Source organism: Vibrio agarilyticus (assembly GCF_012641465.1).
In the GTDB taxonomy this organism is placed as follows: Bacteria; Pseudomonadota; Gammaproteobacteria; order Enterobacterales; family Vibrionaceae; genus Vibrio; species Vibrio agarilyticus.
Genome location: NZ_JABAIK010000012.1, coordinates 48,962 through 73,411, shown reverse-complemented (window position 1 = coordinate 73,411; position 24,450 = coordinate 48,962). Strand labels below are relative to the sequence as shown.

Here is a 24,450-nt window from a genome sequence, read left to right as displayed (position 1 = left end):
ATCGATTTATTCTGGTAATGAAGCGGCAGAGTGCATCTCGTCGTATAAGGCTCGCATTAGCTTACCAGAAGGATCGCCCGATAATTCCCAACTAAATACGCCACCTAATCCATTCGCTTTCGCCCATTTCACCTTTGCTCGCAATGCCTGTTCATTTTCGTAAGAAATAAAAATTTTATCTTTAGGGTGCCACAAATACGCCGCTTGTGATTCTTTATCAAAGTGAGATTGAAACCCCTGCTTTTCGCCGTAATTTTCTATGATATCCCAATATTGGAAATAACCATTTTCACCCGTACCAAACTGCGCACCACGTGCTGACATTAAGGTCTCTGACGGTGGCTCTCCATGATAATTTTTGGTGCCTTCCCAACCACGGCCGTATTGCGTTGTCCCCATCACGATCTTCTCGGGCGGTACATCAAGATCCAGCAACTGCTGAATAAACACATCTGTGCCCATTCCCCAAACGCTACGCTCCGTTGCATGAAGATTGGCAGAGTGGCCAGTAAATATTGCCCAACCGCCAAGATAATCAAATGTCATCGCAAAAATATGGTCTAGATTTGGCGCAACAGCAGGCCAATCGATTTGTGGGGCTTTATCTGCCACTCCCCCCGCAGTCGTCAAGGTATAATAACGATTGTGCTTCGCGCCAAGCTCATCCAAAGCATCACGCAAATGCTGAACTAAAGCCGTGTACGCTGTTTTTTCCAATTCCATTTCGTCAGCTAGCAGCTTCGTCGCAGGATTCCATGGCTGAGTTGTCAGCCCTCCCCCACCAGGATATTCCCAGTTAATATCAATGCCATCAAAAAACGAATAGCGCTCGATAAGCTCGGCAGCACTATATGCAAAATGTTTGATTGCGTTAGGATCTTTGGCCATTTCATGAAACGGCTCAGACATGGTCCAACCGCCAAATGAAGGCAAAATTTTCACCTCGGGATGTTCTAACTTAAGTTGAGCTAACTGAGCAAAATGCCCTTTATAATTAACATCCGCTTCAACAGGGCCAAAATCATGCGTTAGTGCAGATTTTTTGTCCACTACTATGGCGGTGAATGGCTTTTTTCCTTTGCACTGTTGCTTCACGAGCCCTTGTGTTTCTTTTGACGCATATTCATGAGGGCCACACATACTTAGAAAGGCGTAAATAATGTGAGTTAAACTCTCTGCTGGAATATTTTTCACATTGTATGGTTTATCTGGGTGAAAATATTGCCAATCCGCAAAATAGGCAGCGACAACTTTACCGTGTGGGACTTCATTTGCGTGATTTTCCTGCATTGACGCACTAACAAATGAGCTGCTAGTCAAAGCGAACGCAAGTATCGCTTTATGTATCTTCATTAAGCTCTCCGTGTACTGGCATGCCAATTTCTCATCACAATGCGTACCATAGACGGTACATTTCATAAACCCATTTGCTGCTGCATCTCCGCGGGTAACAACGGCAACTTCTGCGCACAAACACCTCTTATGTCGGCTATTATTTGACCTGCATTACTTAAATGCACGCCTCCATCAAATGGACCGAACATAGAAACGTTACTCAACCAGAGATCACTTCGCTGCAATGAAAAATAGGCTCTGCGAGTGAATCGACGTTTTTTGCGCTTATGGTACAAGATTTAACGATGTTTTTACGGTTGATCGCAAAACAACGTGAGGCATCTCATTGTTTATTTGAATAAATACCCCAATTTATTAAGCATGAGGTGAGGCTAATGCCAACATCTGCTCATCAAGATTGAGTACCGTAAGCGCATTACTCACACTGGTTGCCACCACATCAATTGCTCCTGTGCGCAGCGCACCCAAGAGAGCTAATGGCTTACTGTTTTCAGCAGCAATCGCAATCACTTCCGCAATAGGACGAAACTCTTCGATTCCAAGACCAATGACACGATCGTTCATTACTGTATCAGCAACACCGCCATGGATATTGAAAAAATCGTAGCCAGCAAAATCCCCAACAACGCCTTGAGTCAAACGAGATTGAACGACTTCGTCGGTTGTAAACCAGCCAAGATCAACCATGTAGCTGTTCTCGCTCATATCACCAATTCCCACAAGGGCCACATCCGCTTTACGTGCTAAATCCAGCGTTTGTTTAATGGTACTATTTTGCATAAACGCAAGTTTCTGTTCACGGTTTTCCGCGTAGGCCGGCGCATATAGGGTCTCTGAACTGCCGCCATATTTTTTCGCTAGCTGACGACAAATATGATCAGCATTAAATTTCCCGCCACGAGGGTGAATGCCACCAATACCACAAACAAATTTACAGTCCCTTGGCGTGATCACACCAACATGATGGGCAACCGCTGAAACATTGCGCCCTTGACCCACAGTCACGACCATACCGTTTTTTAGAGTACTCGCCAGATAGTGGGAAACTAAACCTGCGACTTGTTGGCGCTGCAGCTCCTCGTCAGCTTGGTCAAGCGCAACCAACGCTCTCTTAACACCAAAGCGTTCTATCAACCTTTGTTCGATTTTAGCGCTAAAAACAGGATGATATTTCACTGTTATTTCGACAATCCCTTCATCACGAGCCTGTCTAAGTAAACGCCCTACCTTTGCTCGAGATAGTGAAAACTTTTTTGATATTTCCTCTTGTGTTGCCCCATCTTGATAGTAGGCAACGGCTACCTCAGTTAACAAATCAGTACTGTTAAATTCCGCGTCTAATTTAGTTTGTTTCATAACTTCGTCCTTGCCTCAACTATTGATACCCAAACAACTTGGAGTTGCAGGTAGGCGACCAACGAACAAAGCCTCTGAGCACTTCGTGAACATAGGTACACTGTGTGATGAGGTTTGTGAGTGCCTGTCAACAACGCTGCAACTTCAAGTAGAAAGGAAATAGAATTTTATCCGGTTCACTAAACTAGGTGAAGTGAATGATGAACACCATATTTTACTCTAACTTACTGCACATATGACTCACCAATGAGCGAATGCTCAACACAAGAAATTCAGTCAGAACGATATAAACAAGTCGCCTCTGACATTATCAGGCGCATCCAAACCGTTTAAGGACTGATGCACTATGATTTTATTAGTTAAAATTCGACAAACTGCATGGGAAAGTTTGACTTTCCGCAAGGTTCAGATAAATATGAAATCAACAAATATTCGCGCCATGAGCAAATGTACGATGCATTTGTAAAGCCGCCGAAACGAATTGATGAATGACACCACCACATGAAATGGAAATGTGTCTTGCCAAATTAGCGCCGATAGCGTGGCGCCCAAGAGATAGGATGATCGATTATGAGTAACAAGCTAGCGCAGCTGCGCACCATGACCACTGTCGTTGCCGATACTGGTGAAATTGATGCGATTAAAAAATATCAACCAGAAGATGCGACGACCAACCCATCATTGATCTTAAAGGCTGCTCAACTAGCTGAATATGCTCCACTAATCGATGCGGCCATTGAATATGCAAAAACTCAAAGCGATGATAAACAGCAGCAAGTACAAGATACTTGCGACATGCTTGCAGTTAACATCGGCAAAGAGATTTTAACCTCCATTCCTGGGCGTATTTCTACTGAAGTCGATGCAAGACTCTCATACGATACAGAAGCCAGTGTCGCTAAGGCACGCCAACTGATTAAAATGTACAATGATGCGGGTATCAGCAACGACCGAATTCTGATCAAACTCGCCTCAACTTGGGAAGGCATTCGTGCAGCCGAAATTCTAGAAAAAGAAGGGATCAACTGTAATTTGACGTTATTGTTCTCATTTGCACAAGCGCGTGCTTGTGCTGAGGCGGGCGTATTTTTGATTTCACCTTTTGTCGGTCGAATTATGGATTGGTACAAAGTCAAAGAAGGCCGTGATTTTTCTGCCGACGAAGATCCTGGTGTTTTGTCCGTAACCAGCATTTATCAATATTACAAAGCGCACGGCTACCGCACCGTTGTTATGGGAGCAAGCTTTAGAAATATTGGCGAAATTCTCGAATTAGCGGGTTGTGACCGCCTAACCATTGCACCGGCGCTACTTGCTGAATTGGAAACCGCGGAAGGCGTTGTGGAGCAAAAACTAGCAGATTCACACGGCCAAGCAGCGCGCCCTGCGCCAATGACTCACGCTGAATTTTTGTGGGATCATAACCAAGATGCTATGGCCGTTGAGAAGTTGGCTGAGGGTATTCGTAATTTTGCGGTTGACCAAGGCAAACTTGAAGCCATGATCGAGGCGAAGCTGTAAGCTGTAAAAAAACCGAGTCTCACATAGACTCGGTTTTTTCATTTAAAGAAGGTTAGGATCACCTAGAGAAAATTAACCACGGCGCGCTTTCACCGCTTCTGCCAACTGTTTCAGCACAACTTCTGTGTCTTCCCAACCGATGCAGGCATCTGTAATAGACTGGCCATAAGTTGGCGCAACACCGCATACGAGATCCTGTCTTCCTTCTTCAATGTGAGACTCAATCATCACACCAAAAATTGCGTCTTCACCTTGAGCGATTTGCGCCGAAACATCAGCACAAACGTCTTTCTGACGCTGGTACTGTTTAGAGCTGTTCGCATGGCTAAAATCAATCATCACTTTTTGTGGTAAACCTGCCGCTTCAAGCTCATTTTTAATTGCAGCAACATGAGATGCACTGTAGTTAGGCTCTTTACCACCACGCAAAATAATATGGCAGTCAGGGTTACCCGCCGTTTCAATGATCGCAGAATGACCAAACTTAGTGACCGATAAAAAATGATGCCCAGAGCTTGCAGAACGAATCGCATCACTCGCAATCTTGATATTGCCATCGGTACCATTTTTAAAGCCAACTGGACATGACAAGCCTGATGCCAGTTCACGGTGAACTTGAGATTCGGTTGTACGCGCCCCGATCGCGCCCCAACTGATCAGATCTGCAACATACTGAGGCGAAATCATATCTAAAAATTCACTCGCCGTTGGTAAGCCCATATCGGTAAGATCGAGCAACAATTTACGGCCAATGCGCAAACCATCATTGATTTTATAAGTGTCATTAAGATACGGGTCGTTGATGAGTCCCTTCCAGCCGACTGTGGTTCGCGGTTTTTCAAAATAAACACGCATAACCACTTCCAATTCGCCTTTTAGCTCTTCGCGCAACGCGGCTAAACGACGACCATAATCGACCGCAGCTTCAGTGTCATGAATTGAACATGGACCAACGATCACCAATAGACGGTCATCTTCTCCACGCAAAATATTGTGAATAGCATTGCGGCACTGAAATGTTGTAGAAGAAGCATTTTCTGTTGCTGGAAACTTCTCTAAAACCGCTATTGGTGGCAACAGTTCTTTGACTTTATTAATTCGTACATCATCGGTTTGAAACATAACTTACTTCTTCCTATCCATTTTTGCTTTCCTTTCAGTTTGATGATGCCCTAACTACTTTGAATTGCCAGCAAACAACTTACTCTCCCAACTTCAAGCATTTGAGTATAACGTGAGATTTATGAGTACAAGTGCCTATGAGTTTCGGCATGCGCTGCAATTTCAAGTAGAAAAGGGATAACATTAATCACATCAAACTGGTTGTTGAGGAGATATATTGTGTGGCCCTCATCAATCAACATGACTAAGTTATCGGGGAAATGACTTTATCGCAATCACTTTTTGAAAATAAAGGCAAATTTTTTCACGAGTTAATTACATACCAGCGAGTACACTTTTATTTACACCCAATTGTACATCGAGCAAGACACCCGCACTCTATCAGCTTATACCTAAACCACTTGAAGATGCAGATAGGCAGCAAACGAGCAAAGCCTCTAAACATAGAGGCGCTATGTGATGAGGTTTGTGAGTGCCACTACACACCGCAGCAACTTCAAGTGGAACGGGTATAGTGATCAAGTAATAGAGCCGCGAACAGCAGCATGAGTTGATAGATTGAGTATTTGAACGTCTCCATTGCCGTTTTTTCTGAAGGATTAAATTTCAGCTTCCACGCATGAAGCATAAATCCGGTATTGAGAACGAGAGATGCCAATAGATACAAGATCCCAGACATTCCAATCAAATAAGGCAGTAAACACACCAATGTCATTAAAACGGTATAGAGCAAAATACTCGTTTTGGTATACTCAACACCATGAGTCACTGGCAACATGGGGATCTTCGCTCGTTGATAATCCGCCACGCGGTGCACCGCCAAGGCCCAAAAATGAGGTGGCGTCCAAATAAACACAATCATAACCAGCAACCAACCTTGCGCGCTCATTTGCCCTGTGACCGTTGTCCAGCCTAATAAAGGCGGCATTGCACCAGCAAGCCCTGCAATGACAATATTTTGTGGCGTTGCCCGTTTCAGATAAAGAGTGTAGAGAACCGCATAACCCACTAAGCTTGCCAAAGTGAGCCATGCCGTAATGGCGTTGACTTTGATTATCAAAAAAGCAAATCCAATCCCTCCTAGCAATAATGCAAAGAGCAACACATTTGCAGGGGAAATCTCTCCTTGAGGAAGCGGCCGTTTATGAGTTCTTGCCATTTTTTGATCAATATTTCGATCAATGAGGTGGTTAACTGCGGCAGCAGATCCTGCCATTAACGCAATACCCAACAACCCATATATCGCTTGCTGCCATGGGAATACACTTGGTGCACCCAAGCAAATACCAACGAGAGCCGTCAGCAGCATTAATAAAACCACTTTTGGCTTAGTCAATTCAAGATAAGCACGCCAACGCGATCGAGCTTGAAAAGGCTTCTCTTTTTGATTAATTAAAACTGAGTTATTCATAACCCACCTCCGTGTTACCTCGGTCGTTCTGGCGACGTCTTTCCACTAATGTACTTTCTGATCTTTCTGCAATTAAGGTGCGCAGAGATAACGACGTCACCACCAATAGAAGAGCGCCAACTAAGTTATGTGCGACTGCAATTGCAATCGGTAGTGACAGCACAACATTGCCAACGCCCAGCAACACTTGCACCAATAATAAGCAAAGCAGCACTTGCCCAAATCGACGTTGGTTTGCAAGGCCACGCCACGCCAGCCAAAACGAATAGCTGCCTAACACAACCAAAGTACAGGCCGCGCCAATGCGATGCGCCACGTGAATCGTCATTCGCGCTGGGTATTCCAACACGCCAAATTCGTAATTGTCATAACCGGTTTGCCAAAATGAGAATGCAGTTGACCAATCAAGATATTGACTCCAATCTCCCTGACAAATGGGTAAGGTCGTGCACATCAGTGCTGCGTAGTTGGCGGATGTCCAACCGCCGAGCAGGATTTGTATCGCAAGAACGAACCATGCGATGGTGCCAACAAGCAAAGCGCGACGTCCTTGAGTTTTCCACTCCTTACGCTTGGTTGGTTTGCTGATTGTCTGTTTTTCTGAGCTTGGGAATATCCCAAAAGTTTGCGCCACTCGTCGAGTCCGCGCGTACAACAGCGCCAGAAGCACAAACACTGTAAAACCACCCAACAAGTGCGCCATCACTACGACAGGCATTAGTTTCAATGTTACCGTCCACATTCCGAGCAAAGCTTGCGCTGTAATAACGGCGCAAATTAAGGTGGATAATACTCGCGGCGCTTTTGGTGTACGAAAACAGTGCCACGCAATCGCTAACACCAGTAAACCCAGCCCTCCTGCAAAATAACGATGCACCATTTCAAGCCACGCTTTAAACGGCTCAACTGCGCGTTCAGGATAGGCGAGATTAGCGCGCTCTACGGCTTGTTCCGACGATGGCACTAAGAGCTGTCCATAGCAGCCCGGCCAATCAGGGCAGCCTAGCCCCGCGTTTGATAACCGTGTATAAGCTCCTAAAACAATCACCAGCACCACAAGAATCAGCGCCAAACGCTCTAGCCAAAGTAACCGCGCAATCGCACTTTGGTTTTTATGCATGTTCATGGCAGCTCCTTTTAACCGACCCGCGATAATTTGAGCAATTTACGTAAATCAGCAAGTACGGCTTTGCTTTGCAACATAGGATCTGTCGTTGTCGACGTCTCATAACGCATCACGAGCTGCCCAAGCGGATCAACAATGACCAAATCGCCGGGCATCACCTTAGCCGCTAACGCTTCGCTCATTCTAAGCGCCTTATACGCACCGGTACTCTCCCCTCCGCCAATGCTAGGCTCAGTCCCTTGCCAAACCACTGGTGCTACGCGCTCTTGGTGACGGCCCAGAGCAATGTGACTCTGACCAAGCAGATGGAGTTGTGTTTGGCACATAGCGCCACAACTTTTTGGAAGCACATAGACAAGCTGCCACTGCTCTTGTTGGTATGGATTCGACTGTCCCAAATTTTCTAGAGTGATATAGTCTGTAAACAGCTGTCCGTTATTGGATGCACCAGATTGATACCAATGTTGATTCAGGACCAGCTTTGCAATTAGTACCGGGATCACAAAGACTAAAACTAAAGCAATAAGTGCAATTCGTCCTTTTGTTCGATTTCCTTCCATAGCGATTCCTTAAATTTTACGCCGTCGATGGCACCAGATAACCGCAGCGACACAAATAACAAGTGCAAATGCCATGGTGAACCACTGCGCAGCATAACCATAATGTTTGGCACTGCTCATTGGTAACGGGTGCCAAGGGAACGGCATCGACCAATCCGTCAGGTTCGTCGGTTGGATTGCCACAGGTAACAGTTCAAGTGAAAATAGTGCGCCAATCGCGTCAATATTCAGATTCTGAATGCGCACAACGTTTAAGTTATTTGGTTCAAAAAACTCTGGATGCAAATCAGAGCTCAACCGATTAGGCTGTTTTGCGTATAGCTTTCCTATCATTGCAGTTCGAGCCGTTAACTGCTCGATCTCTGGCAGTTGTTCTCGACGCATTGACGCTTTGCTAAACCCAAGCTCTAGCAGCATATAGTGCTGTTGATACCGCATGATTTGAAAAACCAAATACCCAACTTCACCATTAAGAATCTGATTATCAAGCAGTAGCAAAGGCAACTGAGTGGGTTCAAATTCCGCCTCGACCATCAGGCCTAACGTTTCTTGCCAGCTCCACTGGTCGCGCTTAATGACGACTTCCAGCGCCAGCGATGACTGACGTGAATTGTATTCAAGCTGGGTTTCTAGCGCCGCTTTCTCATCACCACGGTCAAGTTGCCAAAAACCCAAGTTGACCAAAATGGAAAACAGTCCCAGAGTTAAAAACAACATCAACAACGATTTCAGTGAGATTACTGCGCCTTTGTCGCGCGACATCACACCCATTAATGGAGCGCGTATGTCATCCGTTTTTTTGTTTAAACTCCTTTTGGTCGGTTTACTGCTGTTTATCATCCTTAACCTCGCAAAAGCGTTATTCCATATGCTCAAAGCGCCTACTAATAATAAACTCGATGCAAATTCACCCCAGAAACCAATGAGCCACTACCTTGGTCGCCGAGTTGCGCTGTCCGTTATCGTCGTCCTGCTGTTACTTATCGCGTTAGGCAGTGGTTGGATAACGCCAAATCCCAGCCCTTACTAAAAACGGTGCAGGTGTAACCAAAGACATTAAGCCGTTATACCCGTCCCACTTGAAGTTGCAGCGCTTTCCTTTAAAAAATGAAGGGACGGGCACTCACCAACCTCATCACATAGCGCATCTATGTTCAGAGGCTTTGCTCGCTTGTCGCCTACCTGTATCTTTAAGTTGTTTGGGTATACATAGCCAAACGGGCGTCATGAACTCTCAAAGCACATACACAAAGACAAACAGTGACAACCAAACTACGTCGACAAAATGCCAGTACCAACTTCCTGCTTGAAAAGCAAAATGCTCTTTGGGCGTAAAATGATCTTTAGCGATTCGCCAAAGCAAAGCGATTAAAAAGATTGTCCCGAAACAGACATGAAGCCCGTGAAACCCAGTGAGCATAAAGAAAGTATTGCCATAAACCCCTGATTGCAGGGTTAATCCTAACTCTTCGTAAGCGTGGATATACTCCTTAGCTTGGTAGAACAAAAAAGCGATTGCCAAAATAATGGTGATCTCTAACCATACAATTAGCGCAAAGCGACGATCTTTTTCTAAGCTCACATGAGCAAAATGCAGCGTAATTGACGAGAGCAGTAAAATGATTGTATTCATCAGTGGCAAGCCTTCCCAAGGCATTGCTCTGGTCAATTCACCATTTGGGGTTTCAACCAACGGCCAGACTGCGACAAAATCAGGCCAGAGCACCACATTGGTCATCACGTTATTACTCGCGCCACCAAGCCATGGAACGGAAATCATACGCGCATAAAATAACGCACCAAAAAATGCGCCGAAAAACATAACTTCCGAAAAAATAAACCAACTCATCCCTTGCTGAAATGAGCGTGTCATCTGCGCGCTATACTTACCAGAAAGCGACTCCGCGATAACATTGCGCAGCCATCCAGCCAACATGTACAGCACCACGACAAAGCCAATACCGAGGCAAACCTGTCCAATTGGCCCCGTTAAGCCCGGCATTTGTAGCCCTTGAACCGTCAGCCCTGCGCCTACCGCCACCATGAACAGACCAAATGCGCCGACAATCGGCCAAGCGCTTTGCGCCGGCACATAATAAGGTTGATTATTTGAGCTCATTACTCACTCCTTTTGGCCGCCAATGAAGGTTCTTGACGCTGTAGGGCGGAAAAATTGTACAGCGTATAAGAGAGCGTCAAGGTGTGAATCGAGTCTGGAATGTCTGGCTCGATATAAAAGATCAATGGCATGCTCGTACTCGCCATTCCATCAAGCGGCTGATGGTTAAAACAAAAGCATTCAATTTTATTAAAATAAACCGCCCCTTCTCCAGGCGAGACTGACGGCACCGCTTGGCCAATAATGCGCTGTTCACTGTTATTGCGCGCTCGATATTCGGTTTGAATGACTTCGCCCGGATGCACATCCATTACTACAGTGGCAGGCTCAAAACTCCATGGCATATCTGGATTGACATGCGACAGAAACTCAACCCGCACTGTTCGAGTGATATCAGCATGCATGCCAACAGGCTGAACAGCCGCCACATCACTGGGTTTACCATTGATACCAAGCGCCTCACACATAACGTCGTAAAGCGGCACAAGAGCAAAACCAAAACCAAACATTGCCACTGTTGCCAAAACCAACTTAATCGTGAGTTTGCGATGTTGGTGACTACTGTTTGGTTCCTTTGGCTGCGCCATAATGCCTCCTAATCAATTTTAGGTGGCGTTGAAAATGTGTGGTACGGCGCTGGACTCGGTACAGTCCATTCCAAACCTTCAGCTCGCTCCCACGGTTTCGCAGGCGCAGGCTCACCACCGCGAATACATTTGATCACAACCCATAAGAAAATCAGTTGCGACAGCCCAAACGCAAAGCCGCCAATCGAGACTATTTGGTTAATATCAGCAAACTGAATCGCATAATCGGGGATCCGTCGCGGCATACCCGCCAACCCTAAAAAGTGCATAGGGAAAAACAGCACATTGACGGAGATCACCGAACACCAAAAATGCCACTGGCTCAAGCGGTTGTCGTACATGTGACCGGTCCACTTGGGTAACCAGTAATAAACTGCGGCCATAATCGAAAAAACCGCACCAGACACCAAAACATAATGAAAATGGGCCACAACAAAATAACTGTCATGGTATTGAAAATCGGCGGGGACAATCGAGAGCATCAGCCCGGAGAAGCCTCCGATGGTAAACAACACAATGAAAGCGATAGTGAACAGCATCGGTGTTTCAAATGTCATTGAACCTCGCCACATGGTTGCCACCCAGTTGAACACTTTTACCCCTGTTGGGACGGCAATCAGCATCGTCGCGTACATGAAAAACAGCTCAGCAAACACTGGCATGCCTGTCGTAAACATATGGTGCGCCCAGACAATGAATGAAAGCAGTGCAATGCTCACTGTGGCATACACCATGGAGTGATAACCAAACAGCTTTTTACCAGTGAAAGCGGGAATAATAGCCGACACAATGCCAAATGAAGGCAAAATCATGATGTACACTTCTGGGTGGCCAAAAAACCAAAAGATGTGTTGGAACATGACGGGGTCCCCGCCCCCTGCCGCGTCAAAGAAACTGGTGCCAAAATACTTATCTGTGAGCACCATAGTGACCGCGCCAGCCAATACTGGCATCACCGCAATCAGCAAAAATGCGGTGATAAGCCATGTCCAAACAAACAAAGGCAACTTGAACCATGTCATGCCAGGAGCTCGCATATTGACTATGGTGACAATGACATTTATCGCTCCCATGATGGAGCTGATCCCCATAATATGAACCGCAAAAACAAACAGTGCGGTACTATCAGGCCCATAAGTGGTGGAGAGCGGAGCATAGAATGTCCAGCCAAAATCTGGACCACCACCTGGCAAGAACAAAGAGCCAATCAGAATTAAGAAGGCAAATGGTAGAATCCAAAAACTGAGGTTATTCATGCGAGGTAGCGCCATGTCTGGTGCACCAATCATCAAAGGTATCATCCAGTTCGCTAACCCAGTAAACGCAGGCATCACAGCCCCAAACACCATGACAAGACCATGTACGGTTGTCATTTGATTAAAAAACTGCGGATCCACCAGCTGCAGTCCCGGCTCAAATAACTCAGCGCGGATCACCATCGCCATTGCGCCGCCAGTGAGAAACATGGCAAAACTGAACCAAAGATAGAGCGTACCAATATCTTTGTGACTGGTTGAAAAAATCCAGCGCGTGATACCTGCAGGCGCATGGTGGTCATCATGAACATCATCCGCTACTGCGGTATTTTGCATGTTACCGCCCTGCATGCCGAGATGTCCTCCATCCCCCACCGGCGCTGATTTAATGTGTTTATCAACAGGCTCACTCATTGCACCGCCTCCTTGCTTTGATCCTCAGCGCTAGGGCTCTGTTCCCCTGCGCCCTTAAACTGATTGATATCTGATGCCTGCACGATATCACCCGTATCATTACCCCACGCATTGCGTTGATAGGTGATCACAGCGGCAATTTCCTGCTCACTCAATTGATTAGAAAAGGCCTGCATTGCCGTACCGGAGACGCCATTGACAATGGTTGATATGTGCAAATCCAGATCGCCTTTGGCCACAGGGCTGTCTTTAATCGCAGGGAACACACCAGCTAAACCCTGCCCATTAGCCTGATGACAGACTGCGCAACGCGCAATATACACATCCTCGCCCTGCGTCATAAGGTCATCGATAGAGAGCACTTGCGCCAAAGCAGCTTGCTCTTGCGCACGAATCAAGGCCAACTCAGCTTTTTTGTCATTCAACCATGTGTCGAATTCTTGCTCTCCCATCGCGTGAACCACAATCGGCATAAAGCCATGAGCTCGACCACACAACTCAGCGCATTGGCCTCGATAGACTCCCGGAGTATCAATTTGCGTCCAAGCTTCGTTAATAAACCCAGGGATAGTGTCTTTCTTTACCGCAAACGCTGGCACCCACCAGGAGTGAATCACATCGTCTGACGTCATTAAAAATCGCACTTTGCGGTTAATCGGTAGGACGAGAGGCTGGTCAACTTCGAGCAAATAGTTCGCACCCTTTGGCGCTTCGTTGTCTATCTCAGCTTGACTGGTTGATAACAAACTGAAAAATTCAACGTCTTCTCCGAAATAGCTGTAATGCCACTTCCATTGAGACCCCGTAATTTTCACCGTTAAATCGGATTTAGACGTGTCTTCCATGGCGATTAATGTCTTGGTCGCTGGAATCGCCATCGCGATCAAAATGATCACGGGAATAATGGTCCAGAGCACTTCGACTTTTGTACTTTCGTGAAAATGCGCCGCAACAGCCCCTTTTGATTTACGATGTTTGTAAATCGAATAAAACATAATGCCGAAAACGATCGCGGCAATACCGCAGCAAATATAGAAAATCAACATATGAAGCTGATACACATCAGCACTGACCGCCGTGACCCCTTCGGTCATGTTGTAATCTGATTTTGCCCAGCTTTGCACTGAGGCTAAAAGCACGCTGACCAACACCCCCACTCGTGTTAGTGTCGCTGTTATTCCGTTCAAGCGCCCACTCCTCTTTCCATCGAAGATTGTTCAAAAACGCATCATTAACCTTAAAGGCAAATGTTACGGTTATGTAAATGAGGCTAGGAGCAGTTCCTTTATTATTCAAGAAATTCACCGTGAAAATGTACCACTAATGTGGCATACCCAGCGCTTCGTTCTGAAAGCAATAAAAGTGTCATTAAAGTTCATGTCCAAACGACTTGGCGTTGCAAGTAAGCAGCAAACCGGCAAAGCCTCTGAGCACTTGGTAAACCTAAACAGACTCAGTAATGAGCGGTCTACATAGCGCTCAAAATGGGATGAGAAGTTAATCAATACGACTGGAAGAGCGCAAAATATTCACATACATTGGTATGAAGTGAAACAGAGAGGAATGCAGAATGGATGACGTAAAACGCTGGCTGAGCCGCGACCCAGACCCAAAAACTCAACGCGAGTTGCAATCTCTTATCGATAACAACAACCAGCACGAATTAACTAGCCGGTTTAAGACTCGTCTCGCATTTGGAACGGCTGGACTTCGTGGTGAAGTGGGTGCTGGGCCGAATCGAATGAATCGCCTAGTCATTCAAGAAACGGCAACGGGTCTTGGTCACTATCTACTTAAAACCGTGGATAATGCAGCGGAGCGAGGCGTCGTCGTCGGATTTGATGGCCGTATCGACTCCCGACAGTTTGCCCACGATACCGCAGGTGCCCTCGCCGCGCTTGGAATAAAAGTCTTTTTAACCGCAGACTACTCACCTACGCCACTGGTGGCGTTTGGCGTGCGTCATTTCGACGCGGCAGCTGCAGTCGTTGTGACCGCAAGTCACAACCCGCCTCAATATAATGGCTTTAAAGTGTACTGGGAAAACGGTGCGCAAATTATTCCCCCTCACGATGCGGGCATTGCCGAGTGTATTGAAATCGCAGCGCAAAGTACGCTTACAATCTACAGCCTTGAACAAGCAGAGCAAGTGGGCCGCTTAGAGTGGCTCCGTACCTCTTTTTACGATACATACCGCGACACTCTCTTAGGCGATCCATTATTGCAGTCGTCATCCAGTAAACAACTATCACTTGCCTACACCGCGATGCATGGTGTTGGCGCGCCATTAGCCGAGCATATGGTTAGGCAAAGTGGCTATCGCCATTTTGCTCAAGTGAATGCACAGCGCTATCCCGATGGTACATTTCCCACGGTTAATTTTCCTAACCCTGAAGAGCCAGGAGCGATGGACAAAGTCATCGCACTGGCCGAGGAACGCAAAGCAGACTTAGCCTGCGCTAACGACCCAGATGCCGACCGATTTGCGGTTGCCGCGCCAAACCAGCTCGGCCATTATCAAATGCTAACGGGCGATCAAGTGGGCTGCCTTCTGGGTGATTACGCGCTGCGTAAACATAAAACTTTATTTGGTACTGATGGCCTTGTGGGCAATACCATAGTGTCGTCTCGTCTTTTAGAGATGGTTGCCCGTGGCCATGGCGCTCCCTATTACCAAACACTGACTGGGTTTAAATGGCTAACAAATGTCGCGATGGAAAAACAGACAAAAGAGAACCTATTTGTATTTGCCTATGAAGAAGCGCTTGGTTACACCATAGGTAACAATGTGTGGGATAAAGATGGGCTCAGTGCATTAATCGCATTTCTCAATCTTGCTGATGAATTGCGCGATGAAGGGAAAACTGTCTGGGACCAACTTGAAGTGTTATATCGCCAGCATGGCTTTTATCTTAATGCTCAGCGCAGCATTGCACTGTCACCTGAAACGCCACCGATTGGCGATTTACTGCGTCAAAGCCCACCAAAATCCATTGCCAATTCAGATGTTGTACGCATCGATGATTTAAAGTCGCTGCAACGTATTTATTCACCACTACACGACCGATCACAACAGGGTGAAAATAATGATACGTCTGATTCGGTTGAGGCGATTGATTTGCCGGCAAGCGATGTTTTGATCTATTTCCTCAAAGACCATTCTCGGGTCATTGTTCGTCCTTCGGGAACTGAGCCAAAGATCAAATGCTACTACGAAGTGATCTGTCCTTTTGACAGTGAAAAGAGTTTTTCAGAAATGCAGGCGATTGCCGAAACCAAAATGGCAGCGCTCATTCACGCCCATCAAGGCAGCTTACCCACTCACTAGGTTCAACTAGAAAGCAAATCGACAATTAAGTAAAAAAACAGAACGGCGCAATAAGGCGCCGTTCTGAACATGATGCCTTACTGCGTTCGTCTTGCTTTTAAACGACGCACCATCGCCAAACGACGTTCGGCCGCGGCCTGATCAGTTGACGGTTGATTAGGATTATTGCGACGACCTTGGCGCTGACTTGATGGCTTGGTGTGCAATTTTTCAATATAGCTGTCACGATTTTTCGGCTCATAGCCTGCCAACTCAATGCGACGCAACGGTTGCTGGATCAAATTCTCCACCTGCACGACCGTTAGCTCTTCATCACGATTCACAAACGATACTGCATGACCACGTTTACCCGCGCGACCAGTACGACCAATGCGGTGCACATAATCTTCTGCCAAAAATGGCATATCGTAGTTCACTACATGAGGAAGATCCTCAATATCTAAACCACGTGCCGCAACATCAGTTGCCACCATGACGCGCGCTTTACCCGACTTAAATTCATCTAACGCACGGCGACGCGCGCTTTGGGCTTTATCACCATGGCACACTACCGCTTTAATGCCATTGAGTTTTAGCTCCTGCACCACATCATTAGCCGTCTCTTTGTAATTCACAAATACCAAGACTTGCTGCCAATTCTTGCGACCAATCAATTCAGAGAGCAGCTCGGTCTTACGCTCTTGTTCCACTGGATAAAGAACATGCGCTACGGTGCTGGCGGTAGTATTGGCTCGTTCGACTGCAATGCGCTTAGGTTTACGCAAAATGTCTTTGGCTAACAAATTCAATTGGCTTGATGTGGTAGCAGAAAACATCATGATTTGTGGGTCGGTATTCACATCAAGCATGATTTTGCGCACAGCATGAATAAAGCCCATATCAAGAATGCGGTCGGCCTCATCAAAGACTAAAAACTCGATATTCGCGACAGACACATTCCCTTGCTCGATATGCTCTTCGAGTCGGCCCGGTGTTGCTACTAGAATATCAACGCCCGTTTCTAACGCGCGCACCTGTGACGACATTTTACGACCACCAAATACCGACGTGACCGAAAGCGGAGTGTATTTAGTGTAAGCCTTAATGTTGTCTGCAATCTGTTCAGCAAGTTCGCGAGTTGGCGCTAAAATCAGAGCACGCGCCGTTTTGCGCGAGGCTGATTTTCCGCTATCAAGCAACTTTTGAATGAGAGGAAGCGAAAACGCCGCGGTTTTACCCGTTCCCGTTTGCGCTGTGGCAAAAATATCATGACCACGCCGCGCTACGGGTATGGCCTGTTGTTGAATGGGAGTGAGTTTTTCATAACCGCACTCGTCCAATGCTTTAACCACTTCCGGCGCAAAACCTTGAGATGCAAAAGACATGAATTGCTTCCTATAAACAAAAGAGACAACATCATACCCTAACTTGCACAGTGGCAATGGGTACAACAAAATCGAAGCGGAGCATTATACCTAAGTCGCGTCAAGATGCGAGGTAGATATCCCCTTCCCACTTGAAGAGGCAGCGTTCTCATTCGAACAATTGACACAAATTCTGCTCAAGTGTATCCCAGTCTAGCGCTTGGCTATGAATCACTTCAATTCTCGACTCAAATCCCTCAAGCGTTAGTGCATTGATTGACAAGACGCCACTGGCTTTATTAAACGCAAAACAGCCCTGCTCGGTATTCATCACCCCTTTGATGCGCTCTGCATCTAAACGGTTAAGCATGCCCATCAGACCGTCAAACCGAAACGTCTTTTCTGCGCCAAAAATCCAACCACAGCTGAAATGCCCTTGCCCTCGGTTTTCCTTACGCACATAAATCTGATCCGGCGCCAATTGAAACTGGGGTTCCATATCAGCATGGTGATGATGGTGAGCCTCTGCTTCAATCGCACTGCCATCGTTTATCGGCGTATATTCAAGCAGAGCAGGCTCAATATCACCGTTGGTCGCAAAAAGCGTGGCACGTTTTGCCGGAGCTTGCGCTGCAGACCACGCCTCAAACGCTTCTATATCACTCGGCGTACACAGATCTTGTTTATTCGCAACCACGATGTCTGCCATTGCAAGCTGGTCATTAAAATTGGCGTTTGAGACATATTTTTCCTGACTAAGGTGGCGAGGGTCTAGCAGTGCTAAGGTCGCTTTGACCTCGATGTACGGATTAAATTGCGCCGACTGTAGCAAAGCAAGAATTTTATGCGGGTGTCCAAGGCCGGTAGGCTCTATCAATAAGCGGTCTGGATTTAAACGTAATAAAGCCGTCAATGCGACTGAAGTTGGCACGCCTGCTGTGCAGCACATACACCCTCCCGCGACTTCTTTGATCATGGCACCAGATTCAAGCATCATCGCGCCATCAATCCCAACTTCACCAAACTCGTTAACCAACACGGCCCAGTTCTCATGAGCGGGTTTATTCTGAAGCAGATTCAATATCGCAGTGGTTTTTCCTGCGCCTAAAAATCCCGTAATAATGTTGGTGGGAATACGTTGGCTCATCAATAGCGCTCCTGATAACGTTAAAATCGCAATATCATATACCCAACTCGCCTCAAGAGGCGAGAATCCGCTGTATTCCTCACCTAAACTGTTACCAAGACCAAACGGTAATCTTACTTAGTACCGTTGATTAGAAACAGTAAAGGCGGGAAAACAATGACAATATTAGTACTAGGCGCTGTCGGAAATACTGGTAGAGAGGTAGTTAGCCAACTGAAACAAAATAGTTTTTATTGCAAGGTCTTTGTTAAAGACAAGGCTCTTGCCGAACCCTTTCACCTTTCGTCTTCTCATATTTTTGAAGGTGATTTTAACGATGTCGAGTCTCTGACTCACGCGATGGAAGGGATTCATAGTGTCTATTTTGCCATGCCCGCTCACCCCAATAACGAAACGTGGACCCGCAACGTTTTACAAGCCATGAGCGCGCAGCACGTCAACCATTTGGTAAAACTCTCAGGGTTGGGCGCAAATGCGCAATCCGGTTCTTCCATTATTCGCACACATGCACTTACCGATGAACTGGTCAAAGCATCAGGAATCAATTACACCCTGCTGCAACCCAACTCGTTTTTCAAAACCTACTCGGGGATATCGACACAATCAAAACCAGTCAAAAATTCTACCTACCTCTCGCTGAGGCGAAACAGAGCGTGATAGATATTCGCGATGTGGCAGCGGTCGCCGTTTGCGCGTTAACCCAAATGGGGCATAAAAATAAAACTTATCAATTAACTGGCCCAGAGAGCTTAAGTTTTGCGGAACAAGCATCGATACTTTCAGCCGCTGTGGGGTATTCGATTGACTACGTGCCGATTTCACGCGAGGATGCCGAAATTGCAATGAAGGCTGCCGGTATCAATGATTGGTTGGCGCAGCGTCTCGCGGAGATCATGGCTTGGTTTGCCGAGGGAGACTACAGCGGGATCTCACAAGATGTCGCCACAGTTCTTGGGCGACCGCCACGTCAATTTGAAGCATTTGCCAAAGAAGTGGCGCCGCTATTTTCGCGAGATTAACATTTCACGCGGCTAAGCAACTTTCACGCGTGGGGAAAACACCAACTTAACTCAGTGACGCTTTTGATAAAAGAACGTAAAACCATTCAATCATTAGAACGTGGCTTCGCATTGCTGGAAATTTTATCTCTCAGTGCGCAGCCTCTATCGCTTGGTGAAATCAGTCGCCAAGTTCAGTTAGGCAAAACCACCGTTCATGGCCTGCTCTCGACCTTATGCCATTTGGGTTACGCACAAAAAAATGAACTCGGCTACGCGCTTGGCGTGCGGCTGCGTGAATTATCGAAGCCATTAGAGCAGCATGATGAAATGCTAAAGCGTCACTTTATGCCATTAATCAAACAGATGGCTATGTTAACCAACAATACCGCGTATTTGGCGATTCAAAGTGGCGCTCAAGAATATTTATATATTGATGCAATTGAACAAGAGAACCCTTTAACTCTTCGCAATCCACGTGGTCGACGTGAGGGCTTAACCACATCGGCCATTGGCAAAGTATTCTTAGCCGAAAATCCACAATTACGGCGTCAAGTGCGTAAAAACACACCGATCTCGAGCGATTTTGAAGCAGAGCTTAACCAAGTAATTCAACAAGGGTTCGCTCTTGATTTAGAGCAAGCCGAGGCCGAGCTCAATTGCCTTGCAATACCACTTTTTATTGATGGTCAGTTTGTCGCCGTGGCTGGCGTCAGTGGCCATGCTCAAGATCTAACCCAACATCGATTGATCGATTTTGCCAAACAGTTTCTGAGCGTTCGATAATGTCGAATATTGTTCATTGAATCTCGCCCCCACTCGATTTCATACTCATTGAATCCTAATATACCCAAACTACGTGGCGTTGCAGGTAGGCGGCAAATAAACGAAGCCTCTGAGCATAGACCGACTATGTGATGAGATTCGAGAATACCAGCCAACAACGCTGCAACCTCAAATGGAAAGCGTATATACCTACGTGATCTCACAACAATAAATGGAGCACATGATGCCAACAGTTTTTATTACCGGGGCAAACCGTGGATTGGGGCTTGAGTTCGTCAGCCAATACGCTCAAAACGGGTGGCATGTTCTAGCTGCGTGCCGTTCGCCTCAAAGTGCCGATGCGCTGCAAGCGCTAGCCGCAACTTATAACAGTATTGAGTTAATTGAACTTGATGTTACTGATGAAGCAGCAATTCAAAACGTCGCTGAACATCTAAACGGACGCGCGATTGATCATCTGCTACTCAATGCTGGCGTACTGGGTGAGCATTGCGCTACCTTAGGGGAAATGACGCAGAAACAGTGGCTTGAGGTTCTCAACGTCAATACCGTTGCGCCTGCTCTGCTGATCCAAGCATTGCGTAACAACGTGATTGCAAGTCAAGAAAAAACCATCATCGGAATATCAACACGAGTGGCAAGTCTTGCCGATAACAGCTCTGGCAACATGTATAGTTACCGCGCATCAAAGACAGCGCTTAATCAAGTGTTAGTGTCAGCGGCGCAAAACCTGCGTGAACACCAAGTTAAAACCCTCGCGATTCATCCAGGTTGGGTGCAAACCGACATGGGTGGTGAAAACGCCACATTCACCGCAGAAGAAAGTGTGCGTGGCATTATAAAAGTCGCCAGTGAACTGACATTAGAACAATCGGGTCAGTTCAGAGTGTTTGATGGCGCTGTTATTCCTTGGTAAATCAATAACATCAATAACTGATATCAACACGGCGGTTTTGCGCGCGCCCTTCTTTCGTGTTATTTGAGGCGATGGGCGCGGTTTCCCCGCCGGATTCAACCACGACTTGCGCAACATGCTTAGATTTTAAGTATTGCTCAACGGCCTGAGCGCGCTTAATACCAAGTGCAAGATTGTAGTTGTGAGAGCCGGTATCATCTGTATGACCCGTCGCTTTGTATAACGCATTAGATTGCGCTGCCAGTTCTGCCATTCGGTCAAGAATTTGCTTTGAGACTGGGGTCAAACGCGTAGCATCAAAATCAAAATAGACGCGAGCCAACAAATCTCCCTGATTAAGATGCTCAACTTGACCAGAGACCACCAAAAATTCAGCGCAGTCGCGGCTCAAATTAAATTGGGAAGCAATGTGCTCTACAATACTGTCAACCGTCAGCATTGGCTCATCCGTTTGGGTCAACAATTTATTGCCATCATTCGGAATAAATGAAATAGGTTGATTAATCGTCAAGCTGCTTTGCACGCCAGACGCGTTGATTCGACATAGTTGTTCAAACACTTTGACATCAACCGACGCTGATGTTGCGAAACTCAACCCACTAAGAAGTAAGGCACTAACAGTAATTCGTGATTTAAAATTTATTTTCATCATGATAAATGTCCAATTTCTTCCGTGATTAAGTCTAATATTATATTGAGAAGCTCGTCAGGGTCTTTAGCGCTATACACATTGTCAGCTCCCATACAGTTGGTTAATGGGTTGTTTTCTACATCATAACCGAACCCAACTAACGCAATCTGAAATGAACTTTTACGATTATCTATAGTGTATCGATTATTTAAGCTAGAGATAATATTCGAACATAAGCCTCCATTTATTAGACCTGATGTAGGAGGGACTTTATTTTTTGCACTTTCCCCTAATGGACCATTACGCCCATTGATATCATCACCATCAGAAAGAATGATCATTATCTGCCTTGCATTGGGATATTCTAGTGCATCGAAATATTGCGCCGCTTTAATAATTCCTTGATATGAAGCAGTAAATTGATTCTTTACTGGGGTGAAAGCAACTCCTGCATCAATCCCGCTAGCATATTCCAACTTAACTGATGAAATATTTGACGTGAACGGTATATTTTCGTAATAAAAACGACCATATCGACCATCGATGTTATCATCAAATTTCTTATACTTATAATTCTCACTTTCATTACAAAGCATATCGTTACCACGACTATTACGCCAATTATTCACTGTTTTCTTTGTATCAAAATTAATATTATTGCCACTGCCTTTATAATAAAGGTAATCAACATATCCCACAAAGTCATCTTGGTCATCTTGGTCATCTTGCGAAGTACATTTATTTTCAATATCATTAACCGCAATAAACTCAGAAAATGGCACAACAGAAACACGATTATCGGCTTGATAGTTTGTCTGATACTCTTCAAGCTCGTTAATCACTTTATCAAATATAATTACCATATCTTCATATTTTGAATTATCGCCAGCCCAGTTATTTAGCATCGAGCCTGAATAATCCATCACAAAAGCGATATCGATACTATCACCTTGGTATTTGCGAGCGGTACTCGCATGAGCGACATCATAGGTTTCATCAAATCCTACAAAGTCACCACTAACCGGTAACCAAGATTCTTGTTTAATCGATGTTTCAATCTGATACTGTGCGTAACGACTGGCGCCCTCACAGTTTTTAGTATCAGGATCATAACACTCTGTACGCTTCACTTTTGTAATAGTCACAGGAGTAGACTCACCTAAATAAGCGTGAATATATTCCGTCGCTAGCGTTTTGTTCTCACTATCATCGTAACTGTTATGTGCCGCCAAAGCCAATGCAGCAACCTCGGTCGCATCTCCAAGTCGCGCTTTCGTTTGGATTGCTCGCGAGCCATCAATTGCGAGTGTAAAAAATCCCCACATTCCCGGAATGATCAGTGCAAATAAAATGGCAGCATGACCACGCTGATGTTTTAAATTGGTGAAATTGCCTCTTTTCATCGCTAGCGGCCCATCATTATTGAAGCGGAAGACAGTTGTACCCAATCATTATTAAATACCCAATTTTGCACATCGTAACAAAGAGAAACGCGATACAGCACGGCTTTGCGTCCCCATGATGTCACCATAGATAAATGCTCATAATCGGAGATAACTTGCGGATTGCTACACTCATGACCATGAGTGAATGGTTCGTCAGCAATCGGATTACCCGTACCATCAAAAACCAAAACTTCGATTTGTGAACCAAACAACTCAGGCTGATAAGTATCAAGCGTTCGAGTTAACGAGTGATGAGCAAAATTGTGTAATTCTAGAGCGAGGTCTGTGGTCAACGTATGATCGTCTTTACCATAAAGTTGAGTGCGCTCTTTCACCACATTGACTAGAGAATAAGATAAACGATCCAACTTACCTTGAATCGACAGTTTGACCACGGTGTCAGCAGCAAGTAATAACATGGTTGAAAAAGCCACGCCAAGTAGCGCAAACTCAATAGCAAAGGTCCCACGTTGGTTAGATCTTAAATTGTTCACGTTCGTACTCCTGAATCACTATCACCTCGCGAACAAACGTGTCACTACCACCAGTAAAAAATGACAGTATGGGTTCATAATCATAACGAACTTGATAAATCGCCAGCGCGCTGTTTTCTGATTCGCCACACTCAATTTCTGTCTCTGATTCATTTAACTTACAGTCGTCAAACGCAGGCACGGTATAATTCTTAACCGCTTCACGGTCATCAAAATAACGTACCGTTAAAATGAATTTTTCTGGGTCAATCAAGCCACCAAAAAGACCGGAATGTTCAGTAAGTGCCTGTTTAAACTGAGCCATAAAATGGCTTTGCGACTTGTCATCCTCTAACGCCAGAACATTAATTTTTTTGGCTTCACGCGCGGCTTCAGCAATGGCTAAATCATTCACCGAAGAGACATAGGCAATATAACCAATCTCAGCCCAGAGCATGCACATCAAGAAAAAAGCCATAAAACCTAAGCCAAACTCTATCGATGCCACTCCTTGTTGTTTACGGCGTAACGATTGTTGTTTACGACATAACATTT

Annotated in this window: 24 protein-coding genes; 7 read left to right on the top strand and 17 right to left on the bottom strand. The window is 45.8% G+C overall.

What is annotated here, in order from left to right; all coding sequences use genetic code 11:
* Positions 1-6: 6 nt before the first annotated feature.
* Both HGP28_RS12995 and HGP28_RS12990 read right to left on the bottom strand, forming a co-directional pair.
* Entirely contained in the window at positions 7-1,347 is a 1,341-nt protein-coding gene (locus tag HGP28_RS12995) for a glycoside hydrolase family 18 protein (protein ID WP_439333860.1), read from the bottom strand.
* Positions 1,348-1,710: 363 nt separating this feature from the next.
* Positions 1,711-2,712: a sugar-binding transcriptional regulator gene (locus HGP28_RS12990; RefSeq protein WP_168836901.1), complete on the bottom strand. Its 1,002-nt coding sequence runs from the start codon at positions 2,710-2,712 to the stop codon at positions 1,711-1,713.
* Between the two features lie 570 nt (positions 2,713-3,282).
* Here HGP28_RS12990 and tal point away from each other — a divergent pair.
* Complete coding sequence (gene tal, locus HGP28_RS12985) at positions 3,283-4,233, top strand: transaldolase (RefSeq protein WP_168836900.1); 951 nt, start codon at positions 3,283-3,285, stop codon at positions 4,231-4,233.
* A 72-nt stretch (positions 4,234-4,305) separates the two neighbouring features.
* On the opposite strand, the gene aroG is transcribed toward tal, so the two are convergent.
* From aroG to HGP28_RS12960, 5 genes are all read right to left on the bottom strand, one after another.
* Positions 4,306-5,355, bottom strand: coding sequence for a 3-deoxy-7-phosphoheptulonate synthase AroG (aroG, locus tag HGP28_RS12980; RefSeq protein WP_168836899.1), 1,050 nt, complete (start codon positions 5,353-5,355; stop codon positions 4,306-4,308).
* A 496-nt stretch (positions 5,356-5,851) separates the two neighbouring features.
* Positions 5,852-6,766 carry a heme o synthase gene (gene cyoE / locus HGP28_RS12975; protein WP_168836898.1) on the bottom strand — a complete coding sequence of 305 codons (915 nt, stop codon included), beginning with the start codon at positions 6,764-6,766 and terminating at the stop codon, positions 5,852-5,854.
* The gene (locus HGP28_RS12970; RefSeq protein ID WP_439333859.1) at positions 6,759-7,886 is read right to left on the bottom strand and encodes a COX15/CtaA family protein; all 1,128 of its coding nucleotides are present in this window, start codon (positions 7,884-7,886) and stop codon (positions 6,759-6,761) included. Before HGP28_RS12970 ends, cyoE begins: the two co-directional genes overlap by 8 nt.
* A gap of 17 nt (positions 7,887-7,903) precedes the next feature.
* Positions 7,904-8,452, bottom strand: a complete 549-nt coding sequence (locus tag HGP28_RS12965) for a redox-active disulfide-containing membrane protein (protein ID WP_168836896.1) — start codon at positions 8,450-8,452, stop codon at positions 7,904-7,906.
* Positions 8,453-8,461: 9 nt separating this feature from the next.
* Complete coding sequence (locus tag HGP28_RS12960; RefSeq protein WP_168836895.1) at positions 8,462-9,214, bottom strand: SURF1 family protein; 753 nt, start codon at positions 9,212-9,214, stop codon at positions 8,462-8,464.
* Between the two features lie 22 nt (positions 9,215-9,236).
* On the opposite strand from HGP28_RS12960, the gene HGP28_RS12955 reads away from it, so the two are divergent.
* Positions 9,237-9,482 (top strand): DUF2909 family protein, encoded by a 246-nt coding sequence (locus HGP28_RS12955; protein ID WP_168836894.1) that lies wholly within the window; start codon positions 9,237-9,239, stop codon positions 9,480-9,482.
* 204 nt (positions 9,483-9,686) lie between these two features.
* Here the strand turns inward: HGP28_RS12955 and HGP28_RS12950 are convergent, their stop codons facing one another.
* The 4 genes from HGP28_RS12950 to coxB are packed head-to-tail and all read right to left on the bottom strand — an operon-like array spanning position 9,687 to position 14,006.
* On the bottom strand, positions 9,687-10,571 hold the full coding sequence (locus tag HGP28_RS12950; RefSeq protein ID WP_168836893.1) for a cytochrome c oxidase subunit 3: 885 nt from the start codon (positions 10,569-10,571) through the stop codon (positions 9,687-9,689).
* Entirely contained in the window at positions 10,571-11,158 is a 588-nt protein-coding gene (locus HGP28_RS12945) for a cytochrome c oxidase assembly protein (protein ID WP_168836892.1), read from the bottom strand. Before HGP28_RS12945 ends, HGP28_RS12950 begins: the two co-directional genes overlap by 1 nt.
* A gap of 8 nt (positions 11,159-11,166) precedes the next feature.
* Positions 11,167-12,828, bottom strand: a complete 1,662-nt coding sequence (gene ctaD, locus HGP28_RS12940) for a cytochrome c oxidase subunit I (protein WP_168836891.1) — start codon at positions 12,826-12,828, stop codon at positions 11,167-11,169.
* Entirely contained in the window at positions 12,825-14,006 is a 1,182-nt protein-coding gene (gene coxB, locus HGP28_RS12935; protein WP_439333858.1) for a cytochrome c oxidase subunit II, read from the bottom strand. Before coxB ends, ctaD begins: the two co-directional genes overlap by 4 nt.
* Positions 14,007-14,398: 392 nt before the next feature.
* On the opposite strand from coxB, the gene HGP28_RS12930 reads away from it, so the two are divergent.
* On the top strand, positions 14,399-16,156 hold the full coding sequence (locus HGP28_RS12930) for a phospho-sugar mutase (RefSeq protein WP_168836890.1): 1,758 nt from the start codon (positions 14,399-14,401) through the stop codon (positions 16,154-16,156).
* 77 nt (positions 16,157-16,233) lie between these two features.
* On the opposite strand, the gene HGP28_RS12925 is transcribed toward HGP28_RS12930, so the two are convergent.
* Together HGP28_RS12925 and HGP28_RS12920 are read right to left on the bottom strand one after the other, a co-directional pair.
* Positions 16,234-17,520, bottom strand: coding sequence for a DEAD/DEAH box helicase (locus HGP28_RS12925; protein WP_168836889.1), 1,287 nt, complete (start codon positions 17,518-17,520; stop codon positions 16,234-16,236).
* 148 nt (positions 17,521-17,668) lie between these two features.
* The gene (locus tag HGP28_RS12920; RefSeq protein ID WP_168836888.1) at positions 17,669-18,646 is read right to left on the bottom strand and encodes a CobW family GTP-binding protein; all 978 of its coding nucleotides are present in this window, start codon (positions 18,644-18,646) and stop codon (positions 17,669-17,671) included.
* A gap of 156 nt (positions 18,647-18,802) precedes the next feature.
* Here HGP28_RS12920 and HGP28_RS19225 point away from each other — a divergent pair, with 156 nt between their 5' ends.
* From HGP28_RS19225 to HGP28_RS12905, 4 genes are all read left to right on the top strand, one after another.
* The gene (locus HGP28_RS19225; protein WP_246225709.1) at positions 18,803-19,303 is read left to right on the top strand and encodes an SDR family oxidoreductase; all 501 of its coding nucleotides are present in this window, start codon (positions 18,803-18,805) and stop codon (positions 19,301-19,303) included.
* The gene (locus HGP28_RS19220; protein WP_246225708.1) at positions 19,300-19,665 is read left to right on the top strand and encodes a Rossmann-fold NAD(P)-binding domain-containing protein; all 366 of its coding nucleotides are present in this window, start codon (positions 19,300-19,302) and stop codon (positions 19,663-19,665) included. The genes HGP28_RS19225 and HGP28_RS19220 overlap by 4 nt, the downstream gene beginning before the upstream one ends.
* Before the next feature lie 63 nt (positions 19,666-19,728).
* On the top strand, positions 19,729-20,430 hold the full coding sequence (locus HGP28_RS12910; protein ID WP_168836887.1) for an IclR family transcriptional regulator: 702 nt from the start codon (positions 19,729-19,731) through the stop codon (positions 20,428-20,430).
* Between the two features lie 223 nt (positions 20,431-20,653).
* A complete protein-coding gene (locus HGP28_RS12905; protein WP_168836942.1) occupies positions 20,654-21,346 on the top strand; it encodes an SDR family oxidoreductase in 693 nt (230 codons plus the stop codon).
* 10 nt (positions 21,347-21,356) lie between these two features.
* On the opposite strand, the gene HGP28_RS12900 is transcribed toward HGP28_RS12905, so the two are convergent.
* Genes HGP28_RS12900 through HGP28_RS12885 form a run of 4 tightly spaced genes read right to left on the bottom strand, consistent with a single transcriptional unit; the run spans position 21,357 to position 24,448 of the window.
* The gene (locus HGP28_RS12900) at positions 21,357-21,998 is read right to left on the bottom strand and encodes an OmpA family protein (RefSeq protein ID WP_168836886.1); all 642 of its coding nucleotides are present in this window, start codon (positions 21,996-21,998) and stop codon (positions 21,357-21,359) included.
* Positions 21,995-23,380: a TadE/TadG family type IV pilus assembly protein gene (locus tag HGP28_RS12895; RefSeq protein WP_168836885.1), complete on the bottom strand. Its 1,386-nt coding sequence runs from the start codon at positions 23,378-23,380 to the stop codon at positions 21,995-21,997. The genes HGP28_RS12900 and HGP28_RS12895 overlap by 4 nt, the downstream gene beginning before the upstream one ends.
* Positions 23,381-23,382: 2 nt before the next feature.
* Entirely contained in the window at positions 23,383-23,916 is a 534-nt protein-coding gene (tadF, locus tag HGP28_RS12890; protein ID WP_168836884.1) for a tight adherence pilus pseudopilin TadF, read from the bottom strand.
* Positions 23,897-24,448: a TadE/TadG family type IV pilus assembly protein gene (locus HGP28_RS12885; RefSeq protein WP_168836883.1), complete on the bottom strand. Its 552-nt coding sequence runs from the start codon at positions 24,446-24,448 to the stop codon at positions 23,897-23,899. The genes tadF and HGP28_RS12885 overlap by 20 nt, the downstream gene beginning before the upstream one ends.
* Positions 24,449-24,450: the final 2 nt, after the last annotated feature.